11 protein-coding genes are annotated in these 16,397 nt (G+C 61.0%); 4 read left to right on the top strand and 7 right to left on the bottom strand.

Going from position 1 to position 16,397, the window contains the following annotated elements:
- Positions 1–33: 33 nt before the first annotated feature.
- A complete protein-coding gene (locus CUN63_RS16135; protein ID WP_129440774.1) occupies positions 34–588 on the bottom strand; it encodes a cysteine hydrolase family protein in 555 nt (184 codons plus the stop codon).
- A 102-nt stretch (positions 589–690) separates the two neighbouring features.
- Here CUN63_RS16135 and CUN63_RS16140 point away from each other — a divergent pair, with 102 nt between their 5' ends.
- The 3 genes from CUN63_RS16140 (at position 691) to CUN63_RS16150 (ending at position 3,844) form a co-directional block, all read left to right on the top strand.
- A complete protein-coding gene (locus CUN63_RS16140) occupies positions 691–1,683 on the top strand; it encodes a GlxA family transcriptional regulator (RefSeq protein WP_129440776.1) in 993 nt (330 codons plus the stop codon).
- Positions 1,684–1,986: 303 nt separating this feature from the next.
- Positions 1,987–3,096 (top strand): DUF3182 family protein, encoded by a 1,110-nt coding sequence (locus CUN63_RS16145; RefSeq protein ID WP_129440778.1) that lies wholly within the window; start codon positions 1,987–1,989, stop codon positions 3,094–3,096.
- Positions 3,086–3,844, top strand: a complete 759-nt coding sequence (locus CUN63_RS16150) for a S9 family peptidase (protein ID WP_129440780.1) — start codon at positions 3,086–3,088, stop codon at positions 3,842–3,844. The genes CUN63_RS16145 and CUN63_RS16150 overlap by 11 nt, the downstream gene beginning before the upstream one ends.
- 116 nt (positions 3,845–3,960) lie before the next feature.
- Here CUN63_RS16150 and CUN63_RS16155 read toward each other — a convergent pair whose 3' ends face one another.
- The 5 genes from CUN63_RS16155 to CUN63_RS16175 all read right to left on the bottom strand — a co-directional run bounded on the left by CUN63_RS16155 (position 3,961) and on the right by CUN63_RS16175 (position 9,356).
- Positions 3,961–4,947, bottom strand: a complete 987-nt coding sequence (locus CUN63_RS16155; protein ID WP_129440782.1) for a lysylphosphatidylglycerol synthase domain-containing protein — start codon at positions 4,945–4,947, stop codon at positions 3,961–3,963.
- Positions 4,947–6,230 carry a cardiolipin synthase ClsB gene (gene clsB / locus CUN63_RS16160; protein ID WP_129440784.1) on the bottom strand — a complete coding sequence of 428 codons (1,284 nt, stop codon included), beginning with the start codon at positions 6,228–6,230 and terminating at the stop codon, positions 4,947–4,949. Before clsB ends, CUN63_RS16155 begins: the two co-directional genes overlap by 1 nt.
- Entirely contained in the window at positions 6,227–7,024 is a 798-nt protein-coding gene (locus tag CUN63_RS16165; protein ID WP_129440786.1) for an endonuclease/exonuclease/phosphatase family protein, read from the bottom strand. The genes clsB and CUN63_RS16165 overlap by 4 nt, the downstream gene beginning before the upstream one ends.
- The gene (locus tag CUN63_RS16170; RefSeq protein WP_129440788.1) at positions 7,021–7,947 is read right to left on the bottom strand and encodes a DUF72 domain-containing protein; all 927 of its coding nucleotides are present in this window, start codon (positions 7,945–7,947) and stop codon (positions 7,021–7,023) included. The genes CUN63_RS16165 and CUN63_RS16170 overlap by 4 nt, the downstream gene beginning before the upstream one ends.
- Before the next feature lie 206 nt (positions 7,948–8,153).
- The gene (locus tag CUN63_RS16175; RefSeq protein WP_129440790.1) at positions 8,154–9,356 is read right to left on the bottom strand and encodes an MFS transporter; all 1,203 of its coding nucleotides are present in this window, start codon (positions 9,354–9,356) and stop codon (positions 8,154–8,156) included.
- Between the two features lie 381 nt (positions 9,357–9,737).
- Between CUN63_RS16175 and CUN63_RS16180 the strand changes: the two genes are divergently transcribed.
- A complete protein-coding gene (locus CUN63_RS16180) occupies positions 9,738–11,867 on the top strand; it encodes a mechanosensitive ion channel family protein (RefSeq protein ID WP_129440792.1) in 2,130 nt (709 codons plus the stop codon).
- A gap of 106 nt (positions 11,868–11,973) precedes the next feature.
- Here CUN63_RS16180 and CUN63_RS16185 read toward each other — a convergent pair whose 3' ends face one another.
- Positions 11,974–16,290, bottom strand: coding sequence for a DEAD/DEAH box helicase (locus CUN63_RS16185; RefSeq protein WP_129440794.1), 4,317 nt, complete (start codon positions 16,288–16,290; stop codon positions 11,974–11,976).
- Positions 16,291–16,397 lie beyond the last annotated feature (107 nt).

The following is a 16,397-nucleotide window of genomic DNA, read 5'->3' on the forward strand; positions in this document are numbered from 1 at the left end:
GTCGGATTGCAGCACATGAGGCAGAAGCGTTGGTCAGTGATGCGCCGCCAGGAATTCCTCAGTGGAAATCACGCTCGCATAGGCGAAGCCCAGGGCCGACATGAAGGCGGCGTGCACTTGGGCTGCCGGGACCGTGACACCGTTGAACTCCAGATCACGGGTAGCGCAGGCGTCGTGAATCACCGTGACGGTATAGCCCATATCGGCAGCCGCGCGGGTGATGCCGTCGACACACATGTGGCTCATGCTGCCGACGACGACCAGTTCCTTGATGCCTTGCTCGTCGAGGATTGACCGTAGTTCGGTTTCTCGGAACGAGTTGACGAAGTGTTTGAGCACGACCGGTTCGTCGGCGCGGTTGAGGACTTTGGGGTGCAGCTTCGCGCCCTCGGAGCCCGGCGTGAAAAAGGGCGCTTCGTCGGAGGTGAATTCGTGGCGGATGTGCACCACCGAATCACCCGCATCGCGGAAGGCTTTGAGCAGACGAACGGTATTGTCCGCCGCGGCATCGGCGCCGACCAGCGGCCACTTGCCTTGAGGGAAGTAGTCGTTTTGGATATCAACTACGATGAGTGCTTGCTTGGCCATGACTGTTTCCTCGAAGTGCTTGTTGGGTGTGGAAGGAAGTATTGGGTCTGGCAGGCCGTCCGAGGATTGGCCGCACCGACAATAGAAGGGGGAAAACTGACAATGGACGCAGAAAGACCAATCGCCGAGTTGGGCGTACTGATCTATCCCGGTGCGCAGATGGCGGCGGTGCATGGATTGACAGACTTGTTCGGGGTGGCGAACCGGATTGCCGCCGAGCATCAGGCGGCGCAGTTGCCGTTGCTGCGGGTCAGCCATTGGCAGGTTGATGGCGATCAGGCGCCCGAGCGGGTCTACGACAGTCATCCTGCTCCAGGCGGCACGTTGGTGGCGGTGTTGATCCCGCCGTCGATTGCCGGTTTTTCCGAAGGCCAGGCACCGCAGGGGCTGACTCGCTGGCTGCGTCAGCAACACGCCAATGGCGCGACACTCGGCGGGGTTTGTGTGGGGTCGATTCTGTTGGCCGAAAGCGGCCTGCTTGACGGTCGCAGCGCCACCACCCACTGGACCTCGGCCAAAACCTTCGCCGAGCGTTACCCGGCGATCAAGCTCAAGGCCGAAACCCCCATCGTTGACGACGGAGACCTGATCACCACCGCTGGGCTGATGGCCTGGTCCGAACTGGGCTTGCGTCTGGTCAACCGCCTGCTGGGGCCAAGCATTGCCACCAGCACCGCGCGGTTTCTGGTGGTGGAGCACAGCGACAGCGCGAGCGAGTGCGGCAGCAATTTTTCACCCATTCTCAGCCATGGCGACGCCTCGATTCTCAAGGTCCAGCATTGGTTGCAAAGCACCGGAGCGACCGATGTGTCGCTGGCGGCGATGGCCGAGCGGGCAGGACTGGAAGAGCGCACGTTCCTGCGTCGATTTCGTGCGGCAACTGGACTCAAACCCACTGAGTACTGCCAGCACCTGCGGGTCGGCAAGGCCCGGGAAATGCTCGAGTTTACCAACGGCACCATCGATCACATTGCCTGGACGGTGGGTTATCAGGATCCGAGCGCCTTTCGGGCGACGTTCAAGAAGATTACCGGGTTGGCGCCGAGTGATTACCGGACACGGTTTGGGGTGACGCCCTCAGCCGTGGCTCGGTAGCCAAATCACAACAGATCAAAATGTGGGAGCGGGCTTGCTCGCGAATGCAATCTGTCAGTCGATATTAATGCTGAATGACACACCGCTTTCGCGAGCAAGCCCGCTCCCACATTGGATCTGTGTAAGCCTTCGGTCGTGCAAAATGCCGGAATCTTGAAGGCTGTCGTGCAGAATCAAGCAGGCACGGTGCCATCATGTTTTTCGTAACGGGCTGATTTGAAAAACGTTTGTCTTTGGCCCCCCTTGGCCTGATCTCTGCACCCCTTCAACTACATTCATCAAGCGCAGACTGAAGGGGGACGCATGACCCCAGCAAGCCGCAAGAAACTGGTGGTCGCCCACTCCGTGCGCCCCGAGGCTCCGTTGCACGAAGTGGAAACCAATCGTGCGCTGGCCCGTTGGCTGGCACAGATCCTGGGGCTTAAATACGGCGGCAGTTACGACCCCGAACTGCACAACGGTCGAGACCTTTATCTGTTGCCGACCCAGACGCTTGTTGGCGTCGCTGCCGCCCGGCAATTGGGCGTCAAGGGGCCGGAGGATTTATGGGGCGGTTACGTCGACCATGATTTCATCTGTACCAAAGCCATCAGTCACGGGCTGCGCAACAAAGATGCTCACGCACCGGAAGGCTGGTCACCGTTGTTTTCCGAACGGGTGCGCAGCGTGGTGCTCGACGGCCTCAGTGTTTTTTCCATGGCCGATGCGCGTCCTGCGGCGGAGCATCTGCTCTACAGCGGCCCGATCCGCATCAAGCCGATTCATGCCTGCGCCGGACGCGGTCAGGAAGTGATCAAAAGCCTCGACCAGTTCGATGCCATCCTCGCCAGACCCGAGGCCAATGCGCTGTTCACCGAAGGTGTGGTGCTGGAGCAGGACCTGGACAACGTGATCACCCACAGCGTCGGTCAGAGCTTTATCGGCGACACGGTGCTGAGTTATTGCGGTGATCAATACTTGACCGAAGACGGTCAGGGCGAGCAGGTTTATGGAGGGTCCAACCTGCTGGTGGTGCGGGGTCACTACGATGATCTGCTCGAACTGGAACTGCCGGACGATGTGCGGCTGGCGATCCGCCAGGCGCAATTGTTCGACCGCGCCGCGGATGAGGCTTATCCCGGTTTCTACGCCTCGCGGCGCAACTACGACATTGCCCAAGGTGTCGACAGTAATGGCAAGCAGCGCAGCGGTGTGCTCGAGCAGTCCTGGCGGATGGGCGGTGCCAGCAGCGCCGAAGTTGCCGCCTTGCAAAGCTTCGTCAACGACTCCGGGATGCGCGCGATTCGCGTGTCGTCGGTCGAGACCTACATCGACCAGCCGCTGCCGGCGGACGCCATCGAGGTGTATCGCGGGCCGGCGCAAAACAGTGACTTTCTTCTCAAGTACGTAACGGTTAAATCCTATGACGGCTAGAAGCGAAACCATTCAGATCGACATCGACGATGAGCAGATGGTCGGGACTTTTCTCAGTCCAAAATCGAAAGTACCCGGCGTGCTCTTTGTGCACGGTTGGGGCGGCAGTCAGGAGCGAGACCTGGAGCGGGCCAAAGGCATAGCCGGTTTGGGTTGCGTGTGCCTGACGTTCGACTTGCGCGGGCACACCGGCGGGGCCGGAATTGCGCTGAATCGAGTCACGCGCGAAGACAACCTGCGCGACTTGCTGGCGGCGTATGACCGCTTGCTCGCGCACCCGGCGCTCGATACATCGGCGATTGCCGTGGTCGGCACCAGTTATGGCGGTTACCTGGCCTCGATCCTGACGTCATTGCGTCCGGTGCGCTGGCTGGCGCTGCGGGTGCCGGCGCTGTATCGCGATGATCAATGGCACACGCCAAAACGTGACCTGGACAAGCTCGATTTACGTGATTACCGCAGCACGTTAGTCCGCGCCGAGAGCAATCGTGCGCTGCATGCCTGTTCGCAATTTACCGGGGATGTGCTGCTGGTGGAGTCCGAGACCGACGACCATGTGCCCCACTCAACCATCATGAGTTACCGCGCTGCGTGTCAGCAGACCCACTCGCTGACCCACCGGATTATCGACGGCGCCGATCACGCCTTGAGCGAACCTGTTTCGCAACAGGCATACACCTCGATCCTGGTGGGCTGGATCACCGAGATGGTAGTGGGCGAGCGGTTGAGCATTATCCAATCAACCTGAGACCTGTGGTGTTCTTGCGATCAATCGCGAGCAAGCTCGCTCCCACACTCGACCTGTGTTCGCAGGACTAATGTGGGAGCGAGCTTGCTCGCGATGACGGCCTCACAAACACCAGATCACTTGGGCTTTTTCGCGATCCGCAACGACTTGGCCTTGGCTTCCACGATCAGGTACATCACCAGGGTAATCAGTAGCGGCAAGATGAAATAGATCGCCCGATAGGCCAGCAATCCGGCCACCAGGCTCCCTCGGGACACTTCATGTTGCAGCAGCGCCACGAACACCGCTTCCAGCACGCCAAGCCCGGCCGGAATGTGCGTGATGACCCCGGCAATCGCGCTGATCAGCAACACCCCGAGCACCAGCGGGTAATCCAGCTTGCTCGGCAGCAAGGTGAAAATCACCGCCGCCATCAGCGACCAATTCAGCGCCCCGAGGGCCAGTTGCAGCACCGCCATGCGCAGGGACGGCAGGTTGATTTCCACCCCGCGTATCGCCCACTCCCGCCGCTTGGAAAACTGACACGCTGCCAGATACCCCGCACTCACCAGCAGCAACAACACACCCACACCTTGCAAGGCGCCGCTGCTCAGCTTCCAGCCTGGCGGCATTCGCACCAATCCGCTGCTGAACACTGCACCGGCAATCACCATGTAACCAAACCAGTTTGTCGCGAGACTCAACCCGAGAATTTTCGCGATGTTGCCCTTGCTCACCCCGAGTCGCGAATACAGCCGATAACGCATGGCAATACCGCCGACCCAAGCGCTCAGATTGAGATTGAAGGCATAGCTGATAATCCCCACCGGCAGGATCTGCTTCCACGTCAGGTTCTGGCGAATGTAGGTACGGCCGATCAGGTCGAAGCAGGCGTAAACCAGAAAACTCACCAAGGTCAGACCGGACGCGATGATCAGCGTGCGCACCTTGAAATCTGCGAGGTTGTCGAATACTTCATCCCATTCGATGCGCTGGGCAAGCATCGTGAACAGCACGATCAGCGCCAGGAAAAACAGCATTGTCAGCGGCCGTTTCCAGCGGCTCCAGCGGGATTTGGTCGGGTTGTCGGCGAGGGTCGCCGGTTGTGTATCAGAGTGGCTCATCAGGTGTCACTCCCGGCGGAATGGGAAAAAGGTTTCAGGCGCGGTTTATGCGCCGGCAGCCAACCGGCCCAGGCCGGGAATTGCGCCAAGAAGTGAAACACCAGAAAGCCGACGGTCATGTGCCAGACCCGTCCACGCGGGGTTTTGTCGACCGACATGACCTTGCAATGGTTGTTACTCAGGTCTTCGAGGCGCTTGAACAGGTCGCGGTTGAAGGCGCGATCGCGGATCAACACATTGGCTTCCAGGTTCAAGGACAGGCTCAACGGGTCGAGGTTGCTCGAACCGACCGTGCTCCAATCCTCATCCACCAGCGCGACTTTGCCGTGCAGCGGACGGTCGCAATATTCGTAAATCTGCACGCCGGATTTGAGCAGGTAGTCATAGGTCATCCGTGCGGCGAGTTTGGCCGCCAGCATATCGGGTTGACCTTGCAGGATCAGTCGCACATCGACGCCACGGTGCGCCGCGTTGCGGATCTCGCGCAGCAGGCGATAGCCCGGAAAGAAGTAGGCATTAGCGATCACCACTCGGCGCTGGGCACTGCGCAGCACCTGTCGGTAAACCTCTTCGATGTCAGTCGGATGCTCGCCGTTGTCGCGGTACACCAGGCGAACCTGGCCGTCATGATCGGTGAACGCCAGTTCCGAGCGCCGTTGCCTGCGTCGTTGCCACCAGTATTTGGCGCGAGCCGGGCGACCGCATTGCAGCAAGGCGAAGTGATGGATGTCGGCCACCGCCGGGCCTTGCACTTCAACGGAATAATCCTGCTTGGCCTCAGGGCCGAAGTCAGCCAGATGGTCGGCAGAAAAGTTGATGCCGCCGATGAACGCAATCGTGCCGTCGACCACCACGATCTTGCGGTGCAGGCGGCGGAACCAGTTGGTGCGGATGCCGAGATGTTTGGGCGCGGGGTCGAAAATCTGGATGCGCACGCCGGCCTCACTCAGGGCGGTGAGGTATCCCGTGCTCAGTTCACCGCAGCCAAAGCCATCGAGACTGGCGGTGATTCGCACGCCGCGTTGAGCGGCGGCGATCAGTACTTCCTGCAGCTCTTCACCGACCTTATCCTCAAACACAATGAAGGTTTCCAGCAGGATTTCAGTCTTCGCCTGACGTATGGCCTCGAACACCCGAGGGAAATACGCTTCGCCGTTTTCCAGCAGCTCTACGCGGTTGTTGCCTTGCCAGCCATATTCGACGTCGACCACCCCCGGCTCACGAATCGCCGGGGTCGTGGATAAGTGCTCCACATGGGTTTTATCCATCGATGGGCTGCTCATAGCTCGATCTCCACCGATAGTGGTGCATGGTCGGAAAGGTGTGACCAGGGTCGCGCGGCCAGCACTTGCGGCTGACTGGCCTTGAGGTTGCGCACGTAGATGCGGTCGAGGCGCAGCGCTGGCAAGCGCGCTGGAAAACTGCGCGCTGGTTTGCCGTGGAGTTCGGCGAAAACCTCCCGCAGACCGCAGGGTTTGAGCAGTGCGTCGGCGCGCTGGCGCCAGTCGTTGAAGTCACCGGCAACGATCACCGGGGCATCGCTGGGCAGTTCTTCGAGGCACTGGGCCAACAACTTGAGTTGTTCGGTCCGGTGGGTTTCGCGAAGACCCAGATGCACACAAATGGCATGCACTTCCTGGCCGTCACCGGGCAGGCGCAGCACGCAATGCAGGATGCCGCGGCTCTCGTGACCGCTGATGGAAACGTCGAGGTTGTCGTGGCGAATGATCTGGAATTTCGACAGCAGCGCATTGCCGTGATCGCCCGCTGGATAGACCGCATTGCGTCCATAGGCGAACTGCGGCCACAGGGTGTCGGCGAGGAATTCGTATTGCGGTATCGCCGGCCAATTGCTGTAGCGCTGGGGATGATGCTCGTGGGTGCCGTGGACTTCCTGCAAAAACACCACGTCGGCGGACACGCTGCGCACCGCTTCGCGCAATTCGGGCAGGATGAAGCGCCGGTTGAGCGCGGTGAAACCCTTGTGCGTGTTGACCGTCAGCACGGTGAAGCGGCGCACGGCGGTGATGATAGTTTGCTGTTCGTCGGTGGTGCCGACCGGTTCGGAAATGCTCATGACAGCACCCCCTCGGCGGCCAGTTCACCGGGACGGGTGGCGAGGTCTTTATCCAGATGAAAGCGCTCCAGCGAGCGGCGGGCATCGAAGGGCGCGCGGACTTTGATGTCGTTGTCGAAGTAGCAAAACACCTCACGGGATTTGCGCGCCTTGGGCTTCTGCCGGGGCGCGATCAATTGCGGGTCGCTCGGTTGCTGGCCGTGGTACCAGGCTTCGATCCGGTCACCCCAGCGTTTCAGCGCCTCGGGGGTGTAACCGCTGGCATAGAGTTCTTCGGCACCGTGCAGGCGCAGGTAGACGAAGTCGCTGGTGAGGTCTTCGCGGTACGGCCATTTACCGGCGGTGTCGGCGATGACGAGGGCCGCGTTATAGCGTTTGAGCAGGCGGATGAAGGCCGGGTCGACGAAGCTCTCGTTTCTGATTTCTACGGCATGGCGCAAAGGCTTTTTCCCGTAGGCCTTCAGGCTGGCGTGACCGTTCACGTGCGAATCATGCTGGCGGGCGAGGGCGGCGGCCTCTTCGGTGTTGTGCGGCAACTGCTCCAGAAAGGTTTCGAACAGCTCGGCATCGAATTTGAAGTTGGGCGGAAATTGCCAGAGGATCGGGCCGAGTTTTTCTTTGAGTTCCAGCACCCCGGACGCAAAGAAATTCGCCAAGGGTTTATGGACGTCCCGCAGTCGCCTGATGTGGGTGATGAAACGCGGGGCTTTGACGCTGAAAACGAAGCCCCTCGGGGTTTCGGCGTACCACTGGGCATAACGTTCGGGCCGTTGCAGGGCGTAAAACGATCCATTGATTTCGATGCTGTTGACCGCCCGTGAGGCGAATTGCAATTCGCGCTTGTGGGTCAGCCCCTTCGGGTAGAAATCCCCCCGCCAGGGCGTGTAGCGCCAGCCTGAAATACCGATGTGGATCGCCGCCATGTCGCCTCCCGTCTAATGGTTCTCGGACTGCCCCTGTCTTTTGATGACTGCGAGGCGTGCGAGAAAGTTTCGACGGGACTACGGACGGCATCGACCAAACACCACAGACCAAATGTGGGAGCGGGCTTGCTCGCGAAGACGGCGGCACATTCAACATGGATGTGACTGACAGACCGCTTTCGCGAGCAAGCCCGCTCCCACAGGGTTTAGTGACCGGCAACAACCTGGGTCGAGCTCTCTGCATACACCGGGCCCAATCGATCAAGACGACCGCTCCACGCGGTCAGGGTTAACGCGACCAACACCACCAGACCGCCAATCCAAGCGGTGTGGATCAGGCCCATGTGAGCAACGATCAAGCCACCGCCCCATGCGCCACCGGCGATGCCGAGGTTGAACGCGGCAATGTTCAGGCCCGACGCCACGTCCACCGCATGCGGCGTGTGGTGTTCGGCCTGCCGCACCACGTAAACCTGCAAGCCCGGCACGTTGCCGAAGGCAACCGCGCCCCAGACCAGCACGGTGGCCAGGGCCATCCATGGGTTGCCGGCGGTAAAGGTCAGTACGAATAACACCGCCGCGAGCAGGGCGAAGATGATTTTCAGGGCGCTGATCGGGCCGCGTTTGTCTGCCAGTTTGCCGCCCCAGAGGTTACCGACGGCCACCGAGATGCCGTAGACCAGCAACACCAGGCTGACGGTGCTGGCGCTGAAGCCGGAAATATCCTGAAGAATCGGTGCCAGGAAGGTGAACGCGATGAACGAGCCGCCGTAACCGACCGCGGTCATGGCGTACACCAGCAGCAGACGGGGTTGCTTGAGCACCTGCAATTGCTGCAACAGTGAAGCCGGTTTGCTGTGGGCAATGTCTTTCGGCACGTAAAGCAGGCTGCCGATGAACGCGATCACACCCAGTGCAGACACCGCGAGGAAGGTTTCACGCCAGCCGAAATGTTGACCAATGAACGTCCCCAGTGGCACGCCGGTGACCAGTGCCACGGTCAGGCCGGTGAACATGATGGCGATCGCGCTGGCGGCTTTTTCCTTCGGCACGAGGCTGGTGGCGATAGTCGAGCCAATCGAGAAAAACACCCCGTGGGCCAGGCCGGTGACGATCCGTGCAATGATCAGCGATTCGTAGCTTGGCGCTTTCCAGGCCAGCAGGTTGCCGAGGGTGAACAGCACCATCAGCGACAACAGCAGCATTTTGCGCGGGACTTTACCGGTGAGGGCGGTCAGCACCGGGGCGCCAATGGCAACGCCCAATGCGTAGAGGCTGACCAGCAGGCCGGCGGACGGCAGGCTGACGCTGAGGTCGGCGCCAATGGTGGGTAACAGACCAACGATGACGAACTCGGTCGTCCCGATGGCGAAGGCGCTGAGGGTCAGCGCGAGTAAGGCAATGGGCATGGCTGCAACTCCGGAGGATTGATTGATGGAGCGCAGTGTCCGGGTTTGGGTTGTGTGGAAAAATACAGGGATGGGCATTTGATATTTGCGTGTAGATCAAATATCGAAAGGGTTAAAGGTTTTTCAGCTGCAACGCAGACCCTGTAGCCGCTGGCGAAGCCTGCGTCCGGCTGCGCAGCAGTCGTGAACCCTGAGTGCACGGTGAATCTGACACACCGCAGTGTCTGACTTTACGACTGCTGCGCAGCCGGACGCAGGCTTCGCCAGCTGCTACACGGATTGCGTTATGGCCGCATCAGCTGGTTATCTCCCGGCCAAAACCGAACTTGCCTACAATTCCCCGATCAGTTCCTTACAGACCCTTTCGCAGGAGCGCCGCGTTTGTTCAAGTTCAAGACCGCGATACTACTGGGGGCGTTGCTGATTCTGGGCAGCAACGAGCTGGAGGCTGCCGCACTACCGGGTGTGTCGGCGGCGACCACCGCCACGACACCACTGGCCCACCCCGAACCGCTGGTACAGGGTGGTTTGCTGGGTGCCATCAGTTCGAGCATTGAGGAAGTCCAGGGCAAACTCGATCTCAACGAGGACCTGCTGGACGCCTGGCGTCTGCGTGCAGACCGGGCGGCGGTTGAGGTGGATCAACTGGTCAATCGTCCTTCGGCCCGTTCGAGCTGGAGCGTGGCGGGGGACTTCCTGCTGTTGTCCGGTGTGTGGATGGGCGTCTTTGTGCTGCTCTGGCTGCTGGGAGGACTGCTCTCCAAACGTCTGTGTCAGAACCGCCTGCTGCTCACTCGCGAGCGCGGTCAGGCTTTACTGGGTTATGTGTTGCCCTACACGGTTCCGGCGCTGATCAGCCTGCCCCTGACGCTGTATGTCAGCCACTTCTTGCAAGTGTCCGCCGGCCGGGCGCTGGCATTGTGTTTCGCCTATGCCACCAGCAGCGGCATTTTTGCCGCGTCGTTGCTGTTGTCGCTGGTGGTGCTGTTCAACGCCGGCCACAAGCGCCGGGCGGTGCAGATTATTCGTCAGTACAGCCCGCGACCGCTGTTTTTGATGGGCTTCCTCGTGGCCTTGAGCGACGCCTTGACCAGTCCGCAGATCGCCCGCCTGCTCGGCGGCAATCTCACCAGCAGTGTCGCGGTGTTCACCGGGGTGGCGGCCTCGGTCACCTTTGGCATTTTGGTGATCAAGATGCGCCGTCCGGTCGCCCATCTGATCCGCATTTTGCCGTTGTCCCAGCGCCTCAGTCAGCCGGCCTTGCGTGAAATGCTGCGGATCTTTTCCGGGCTCTGGTACTGGCCGATTCTGTTGATGGTGCTGGTGTCGGTGATCAACCTGATCGGCATTGGCGATGACAACCAGAAAGTACTGCGCTGTGCGTTGTTTACTACGGTGCTACTGATTGCGATGGTGTTTCTTAGCACGTCGCTTCATCACCTGTTCAAGTCGCGCAGTGAGTTGGCCGTACGCCGCAGCAGTGCCTACAAAGAACGCTTTCTCAGCCTTTCGCACGCGTTGCTGCGGATCGCCCTGGCGATTGTTTTTATCGATGTCCTGGGGCGCATCTGGGGTGTGTCGCTGTTCGAGTTTGCGGTGAGCAATTCGGTCGGCCGGGCGATCAGCGATTCCCTGAGCCGTATCGGTTTGATTTTCCTGGTGACCTGGATGGGCTGGGTGGTGTTGGACACGGCGATTCAGGAAGCCCTGAAACCACCCGTTAACAAACGCTCGGCGCGCCAACCCAGTACCCGAACCAAAACCATCCTGCCGCTGCTGCGCAATGCGATCAAAATCATCCTGGTGGTGATCTGCGCTATCACCACCATGGCTAACCTTGGGATCAACGTTGCGCCCTTTCTGGCCGGTGCCGGTGTCGTGGGGCTGGCCATCGGTTTCGGTTCCCAGCAACTGGTGCAGGACGTGATCACCGGGTTGTTCATCATCATCGAAGACACGTTGTCGATTGGCGATTGGGTGGTGCTCGACTCCGGCCACGCCGGCACTGTCGAAGGCCTGACCATCCGCACCTTGCGCCTGCGCGACGGCAAGGGGTTTGTACACTCGGTGCCGTTCGGTCAGATCAAGGCCGTGACCAATCAATCGCGGCAATTCGCCTATGCGTTCTTTTCAGTGCAATTCACTTACGACACCGATGTCGACAAGGCTATCGAGTTGATCCGCGAGGCCGGGGATTCCATCCGCGACGACGCATTCCTCAAGTACAACCTGCAAGGGCCGCTGGATGTGTTTGGTGTCGACAAGATGGACCTTAACGGCGTGGTGTTGACGGCACAGTTCCGCACCGTGTCGGGTGGGCAATACGCAGTGAGTCGGGCGTTCAACCAGCGTTTGAAAAAGCTTGTGGATAACAGTCCGTGGGTGCATTTCGCGCAGACTTATCCACAGCAGGTGTTGATGCCTAGACAGGCTGTTGAGTCGCCGCAAAGCGATGGGCTTGCATCGGAGCATTCATCGGTGTTCCTGCCGGATCAGCCGAGGACTCAATGATTTGTGTTGGGGCTGATGGCCTCATCGCGAGCAAGCTCGCTCCCACAGGGGAATGCGATCAAATGTGGGAGCGAGCTTGCTCGCGATGGGGCCGGCCCAGACAACATCAATGCCTGATCAGTTTGTTGTGTAATTCAGCACTGGCTTGCTGATCCAACTCCAGCCAGAAAGTCTGCTTGCCGGCGATCTCGGCAGCGGCGGGCAATCCATCGCGATACACCAATCGATTACTCGCTAACGCCGGCACCTTCGCACCGGGTAAAAGCGTCCCCGCGAGGTTCAGCGGATCAACCCCGCACACGGCAATCAAACTCCCGTCATGCGGCCGTCGCCGCACCTCGCGCAGTAATGGAATGGCCTCGGGCAACGCAAACTGTTCCCCGGCCAAACCACTGACAAACCGCCCACCGCGAATCTCGCCTCGAGCTTCCAGCCGATGGAACGTGCGCAGCAATTCCCGCCAGCTCGGCAACCAATCCGCTTCACGTTCAAGCAAGCGCCAGAACACCACGCCGTAGCGCCGGAGCAAGGTCATCGCGATATGTTCAAGGGTGTCGGTCGGCGTCGGGGCCGGTCGTTTGTTATCCACAACCGGAGCTTGCGCCCCGCGTCGCAGCAAGGCCCAGCGCCCGGCATCGTCCATCCCGCCGACAAACGCTCCGCGCCCGCGTCGGCTGCTGCGATTCTGTCGCTTGCTGGCCGGAGTGATCAGGGCTCGCAGACCGGCGAAGCTGTCGGCGTTCACTAGCCCGGCGCCTACGAGTTCCTGCAAGGCGATTTCCAGTTCCGAGCGCAGCAGGTGGGCTTCGTGAGTCAGTTCATCGAAAAACAGCGCGCCGTGTTGGCTCAGGGCTTCGTAGACTTTTTGCGTTTTGGGCGAGAGTTCGCTGACCGGCGTTTGCTCGGTCAACCCGCTCCACAACCCGACCTGACTGCGCGGCAATAGCAGAATCGGTGTGCTGCGCAATGCCGTGCTGGCGCTCTTGTTGCGCGCGGTCAGGCGAGTCCAGACCAGTTTGCCGCTGCGACACAGGTCATCCAGCCAATTCGCTGAATAGTCTTTTATTCGCGCCGGCAAAATATCGCTGTCCCAGGCTGAAGCGGCGGCGGGGTAGCCTTCGAACTGACCGACTATCGCGGGCAATACTGCGCTGCCCTGACCCTGGGTCGCGGCGGACAGATGCTGCCAGTCGAACAGGAAACGCATGAAATCCTGTAACGCCACGGGCTCGATTTCCCGCCGCAGACGCTTGACGGTGTAGCGGTGAATCCGCGCCAGCAGATGCCGCTCGCACCATTCTTCCTCCGCCGTGCCGGGCGTGAATTGGCCACGCAGCACATAGCCTTCGCGTTCCAGTTGCGCCAACGCCTGGGTGACTTGAGTCGCCGCCAATCCGAGCGGTTTGGCAATCGCGTTCAGCGGCAGCGGACCGAACGCGCTGAGCCGCGCACGAATCACTTCCAGCACCGCTTCGTCGGGCGCCCAGACTTCATCGAACCCGGGCAACGCCTCCAACGGTGGCTGCAAAATCGCCTGTGGATAAATCGCCTGCAAGCAAGTCAACCGCTCCAGTGCCAACCATAGCGCTTGCCCAGCATTGACTTGCAAGCGGCTGGCGCGACCGCTGTCGGCCAGGGCGTTCAGCCAATCGAGCCAGTCTGGATGGGCCTTGGCCTCGACGTCGCTGATGCACGCGAGGCTCATCAACGCCTCATGCATTTCATCGACGCCAGTCGGCGTTGGCCAGGCTTCCTCGCGCACGGCTTGAATCGCGTCCGCATCCAGCGCGCCGAGGTCGTCGGTGGACTGCGGATCGCTCCAGCGGCGGTTGAGTACTGCTTGAGTGCGGCGTTCTTCCAGCGGCGCATCGTCGAGAAAGGTGTAGGGTCGGGCACTGAGAATTTCCGCGGCCAGCGGTGAGGGTGCCGGCAGGTCGCGGCTGATCAAGCGGATGTCGCCACGTTCCATGCGCCGCAACAACGCCAGCCAGCCTTCGCTGTCCATGGCTTCGTGCAGGCAGTCGTCGAGGGTTTGTTCCACCAGTGGATGGTCGGGAATTTCCCGTTCGCCGGCGAGGTTTTCCACGCAGGCCATCTGGTCGGGAAACACGCTGGCGATCAGGTCTTCGCTTTTCATCCGCTGGATCTGCGGCGGGACTTTGCGTCCGCCACTGTAGCGCGGCAGCGCCAGAGCGACCCCGGCATTCCAGCGCCAGCGCACACCGAACAGCGGCGCATCGAGCACGGCTTGAATCAGGGTGTGCTCGGCGCTGTTGCTGTGCAAATAGCGCCAGACATCATCGAGTTCAAAACTGTGGCTGGCCGACAGCGACAGGACGATGGCGTCTTCGCTGGCGGCAGCCTGCAATTCGAAGTTGAAGGTGCGGCAGAAACGCTTGCGCAGGGCCAGGCCCCAGGCACGGTTGATGCGGCTGCCGAACGGCGTGTGAATGATCAATTGCGTGCCGCCGGACTCGTCGAAAAATCGCTCCATCAGCAGTGTGTCTTGTGACGGCAGGGCGCCCAATGTCAGGCGCGCACGGGCCAGGTAATCGACCAATTGTTCGGCACTGGCCAGGTTCAGACCGAGGGTGTCGGTCAGCCAGTCGATTGCGGGCTGCAAGTGACCGGGGGTGGCGCCGAGTAGCTCATCGAGTTGCGCTTGCAGGCGGGCCACGGCAAACGACAGTTCAGCGCTGCGCCCCGGCGCTTCGCCGAGCCAGAAGGGAATGGTCGGCGGTTGGCCCTGAGCATCTTCGACCCGGACCTTGCCGGTTTCGACCCGCAGAATTCGGTAGGAGGTGTTGCCCAATTGGAAGACATCCCCGGCGATGCTTTCCACCGCAAAGTCTTCGTTGACGCTGCCGATGTTCAGCCCTTGGGGTTCGAGTAAAACGCTGTAATCGGCGTTGTCCGGGATCGTCCCGCCGCTGGTCACAGCGGTCAGTTTGGCGCCCCGGCGACCGCGCAGGGTGCGGGTCACGGCGTCGCGGTGCAGGTAAGCGCTGCGGATGCCCAGGCGACCGTTGTAGCCTTCGGCGAGCATCTGCAGCAGCGCTTGATAGTGTTTTTCGTCGAGTTCGCTGTAGGGCGAGGCGTTGCGGAACACCTCCAGCAGCGCCTGCTCCTGCCATTCCTGGCAGCTGACCTCGGCGATGATTTGTTGCGCGAGGACATCCAGCGGTGCCTTCGGAATCTGCAAAGTGTCGAGTTCGCCGCGCCGCACACAATCGAGCAGGGCGGCGCATTCGATCAGGTCGTCGCGGGTGGTGGCGAACAAACGGCCCTTGGGTGTGCCGCCGACCTGGTGCCCGGAGCGGCCGACCCGTTGCAGAAACCCGGCGATCGAGCGTGGCGAGGCAATCTGGCAGACCAGGTCGACATCGCCGATATCGATCCCCAGTTCCAGGGACGCCGTGGCAATCAGCACTTGCAGTTCGCCGCGCTTGAGACGCTGTTCGGCGTCGAGACGAAACTCCTTGGCCAGACTGCCGTGGTGGGCGGCCACCGCCTCCTTGCCGAGACGCTCGCTCAAGTGACGGCTCAGGCGTTCGGCGAGGCGTCGGGTGTTGACGAAAATCAGCGTGGTGCGGTGTTCGCGGGCGAGGGCGGCGAGGCGGTCGTAGACCAGCTCCCAGATGTCGTTGGCCATCACCGCCGACAACGGCACGGGCGGTACTTCGATGTCCAGATCCCTCGGGCGGGCGTGGCCGATGTCGATGATTTCGCACGCGCGATCACGGCCAACCAGAAACTGCGAGACGGCTTCGATGGGTTTTTGCGTGGCAGACAGGCCGATTCGCATCAGCGGTTGCGCGCACAACGCTTGCAGTCGCTCAAGGCTCAGGGCCAGGTGACTGCCGCGTTTGCTGGCGGCGATCGCGTGAATTTCGTCGACGATCACCGTGCGGGCAGTGCTGAGCATTTGTCGGCCGGAGTCGGAACCGAGCAATACGTAAAGGGATTCCGGGGTGGTCACCAGAATGTGTGGGGCGGTCTTGCGCATCGCCGAGCGGTCTTTTTGCGGTGTGTCGCCGGTGCGCACGGCGGTGTTGATCTGCAATTGCGGCAAGCCCATCGCGCTTAACTGCTCGGTTATGCCGGCCAGCGGGTCTTGCAGGTTGATCTGGATGTCGTTGGACAGGGCTTTTAGCGGCGAAACGTAGACCACCAGGGTTTCATCCGGCAGATGGCCGCCGTTGGCCATTGCGCGGTGGACCAGGTCGTCGATGACCGCGAGGAACGCGGTGAGGGTCTTGCCGGAGCCCGTGGGTGCGGCGACCAGGGTCGAACGGTGCTGGCGGATCAACGGCCACGCCCGGGCCTGGGCGGCGGTGACCGTCGGGAAGGTGCTGCTGAACCAGGCGCTGACGGCGGGGTGGAAGCCTGCCAGGGCGCTGTCCGTCGGGATTGGCAGATTCATGGAACAATTTATGCGGGCGGGGTGAGGAAGATGCAAGTACCGCTGGAGATCTCTATTGATCCTTATGGCCCCTTCGCGGGCAAGCCCGCTCCCACATTGGATTTGTG

Source organism: Pseudomonas sp. ACM7, from assembly GCF_004136015.1.
In the GTDB taxonomy this organism is placed as follows: domain Bacteria; phylum Pseudomonadota; class Gammaproteobacteria; order Pseudomonadales; family Pseudomonadaceae; genus Aquipseudomonas; species Aquipseudomonas frigoris.

Coding starts and splice junctions, on each gene's coding strand:
- CUN63_RS16150 (WP_129440780.1), top strand. CDS start 3,086: ATGACGGCTAGAAGCGAAACCATTCAGATCGACATCGACGATGAGCAG.
- CUN63_RS16140 (WP_129440776.1), top strand. CDS start 691: ATGGACGCAGAAAGACCAATCGCCGAGTTGGGCGTACTGATCTATCCC.
- CUN63_RS16185 (WP_129440794.1), bottom strand. CDS start 16,290: ATGAATCTGCCAATCCCGACGGACAGCGCCCTGGCAGGCTTCCACCCC.
- CUN63_RS16135 (WP_129440774.1), bottom strand. CDS start 588: ATGGCCAAGCAAGCACTCATCGTAGTTGATATCCAAAACGACTACTTC.
- CUN63_RS16175 (WP_129440790.1), bottom strand. CDS start 9,356: ATGCCCATTGCCTTACTCGCGCTGACCCTCAGCGCCTTCGCCATCGGG.
- CUN63_RS16165 (WP_129440786.1), bottom strand. CDS start 7,024: ATGAGCATTTCCGAACCGGTCGGCACCACCGACGAACAGCAAACTATC.
- CUN63_RS16145 (WP_129440778.1), top strand. CDS start 1,987: ATGACCCCAGCAAGCCGCAAGAAACTGGTGGTCGCCCACTCCGTGCGC.
- CUN63_RS16170 (WP_129440788.1), bottom strand. CDS start 7,947: ATGGCGGCGATCCACATCGGTATTTCAGGCTGGCGCTACACGCCCTGG.
- CUN63_RS16155 (WP_129440782.1), bottom strand. CDS start 4,947: ATGAGCCACTCTGATACACAACCGGCGACCCTCGCCGACAACCCGACC.
- clsB (WP_129440784.1), bottom strand. CDS start 6,230: ATGAGCAGCCCATCGATGGATAAAACCCATGTGGAGCACTTATCCACG.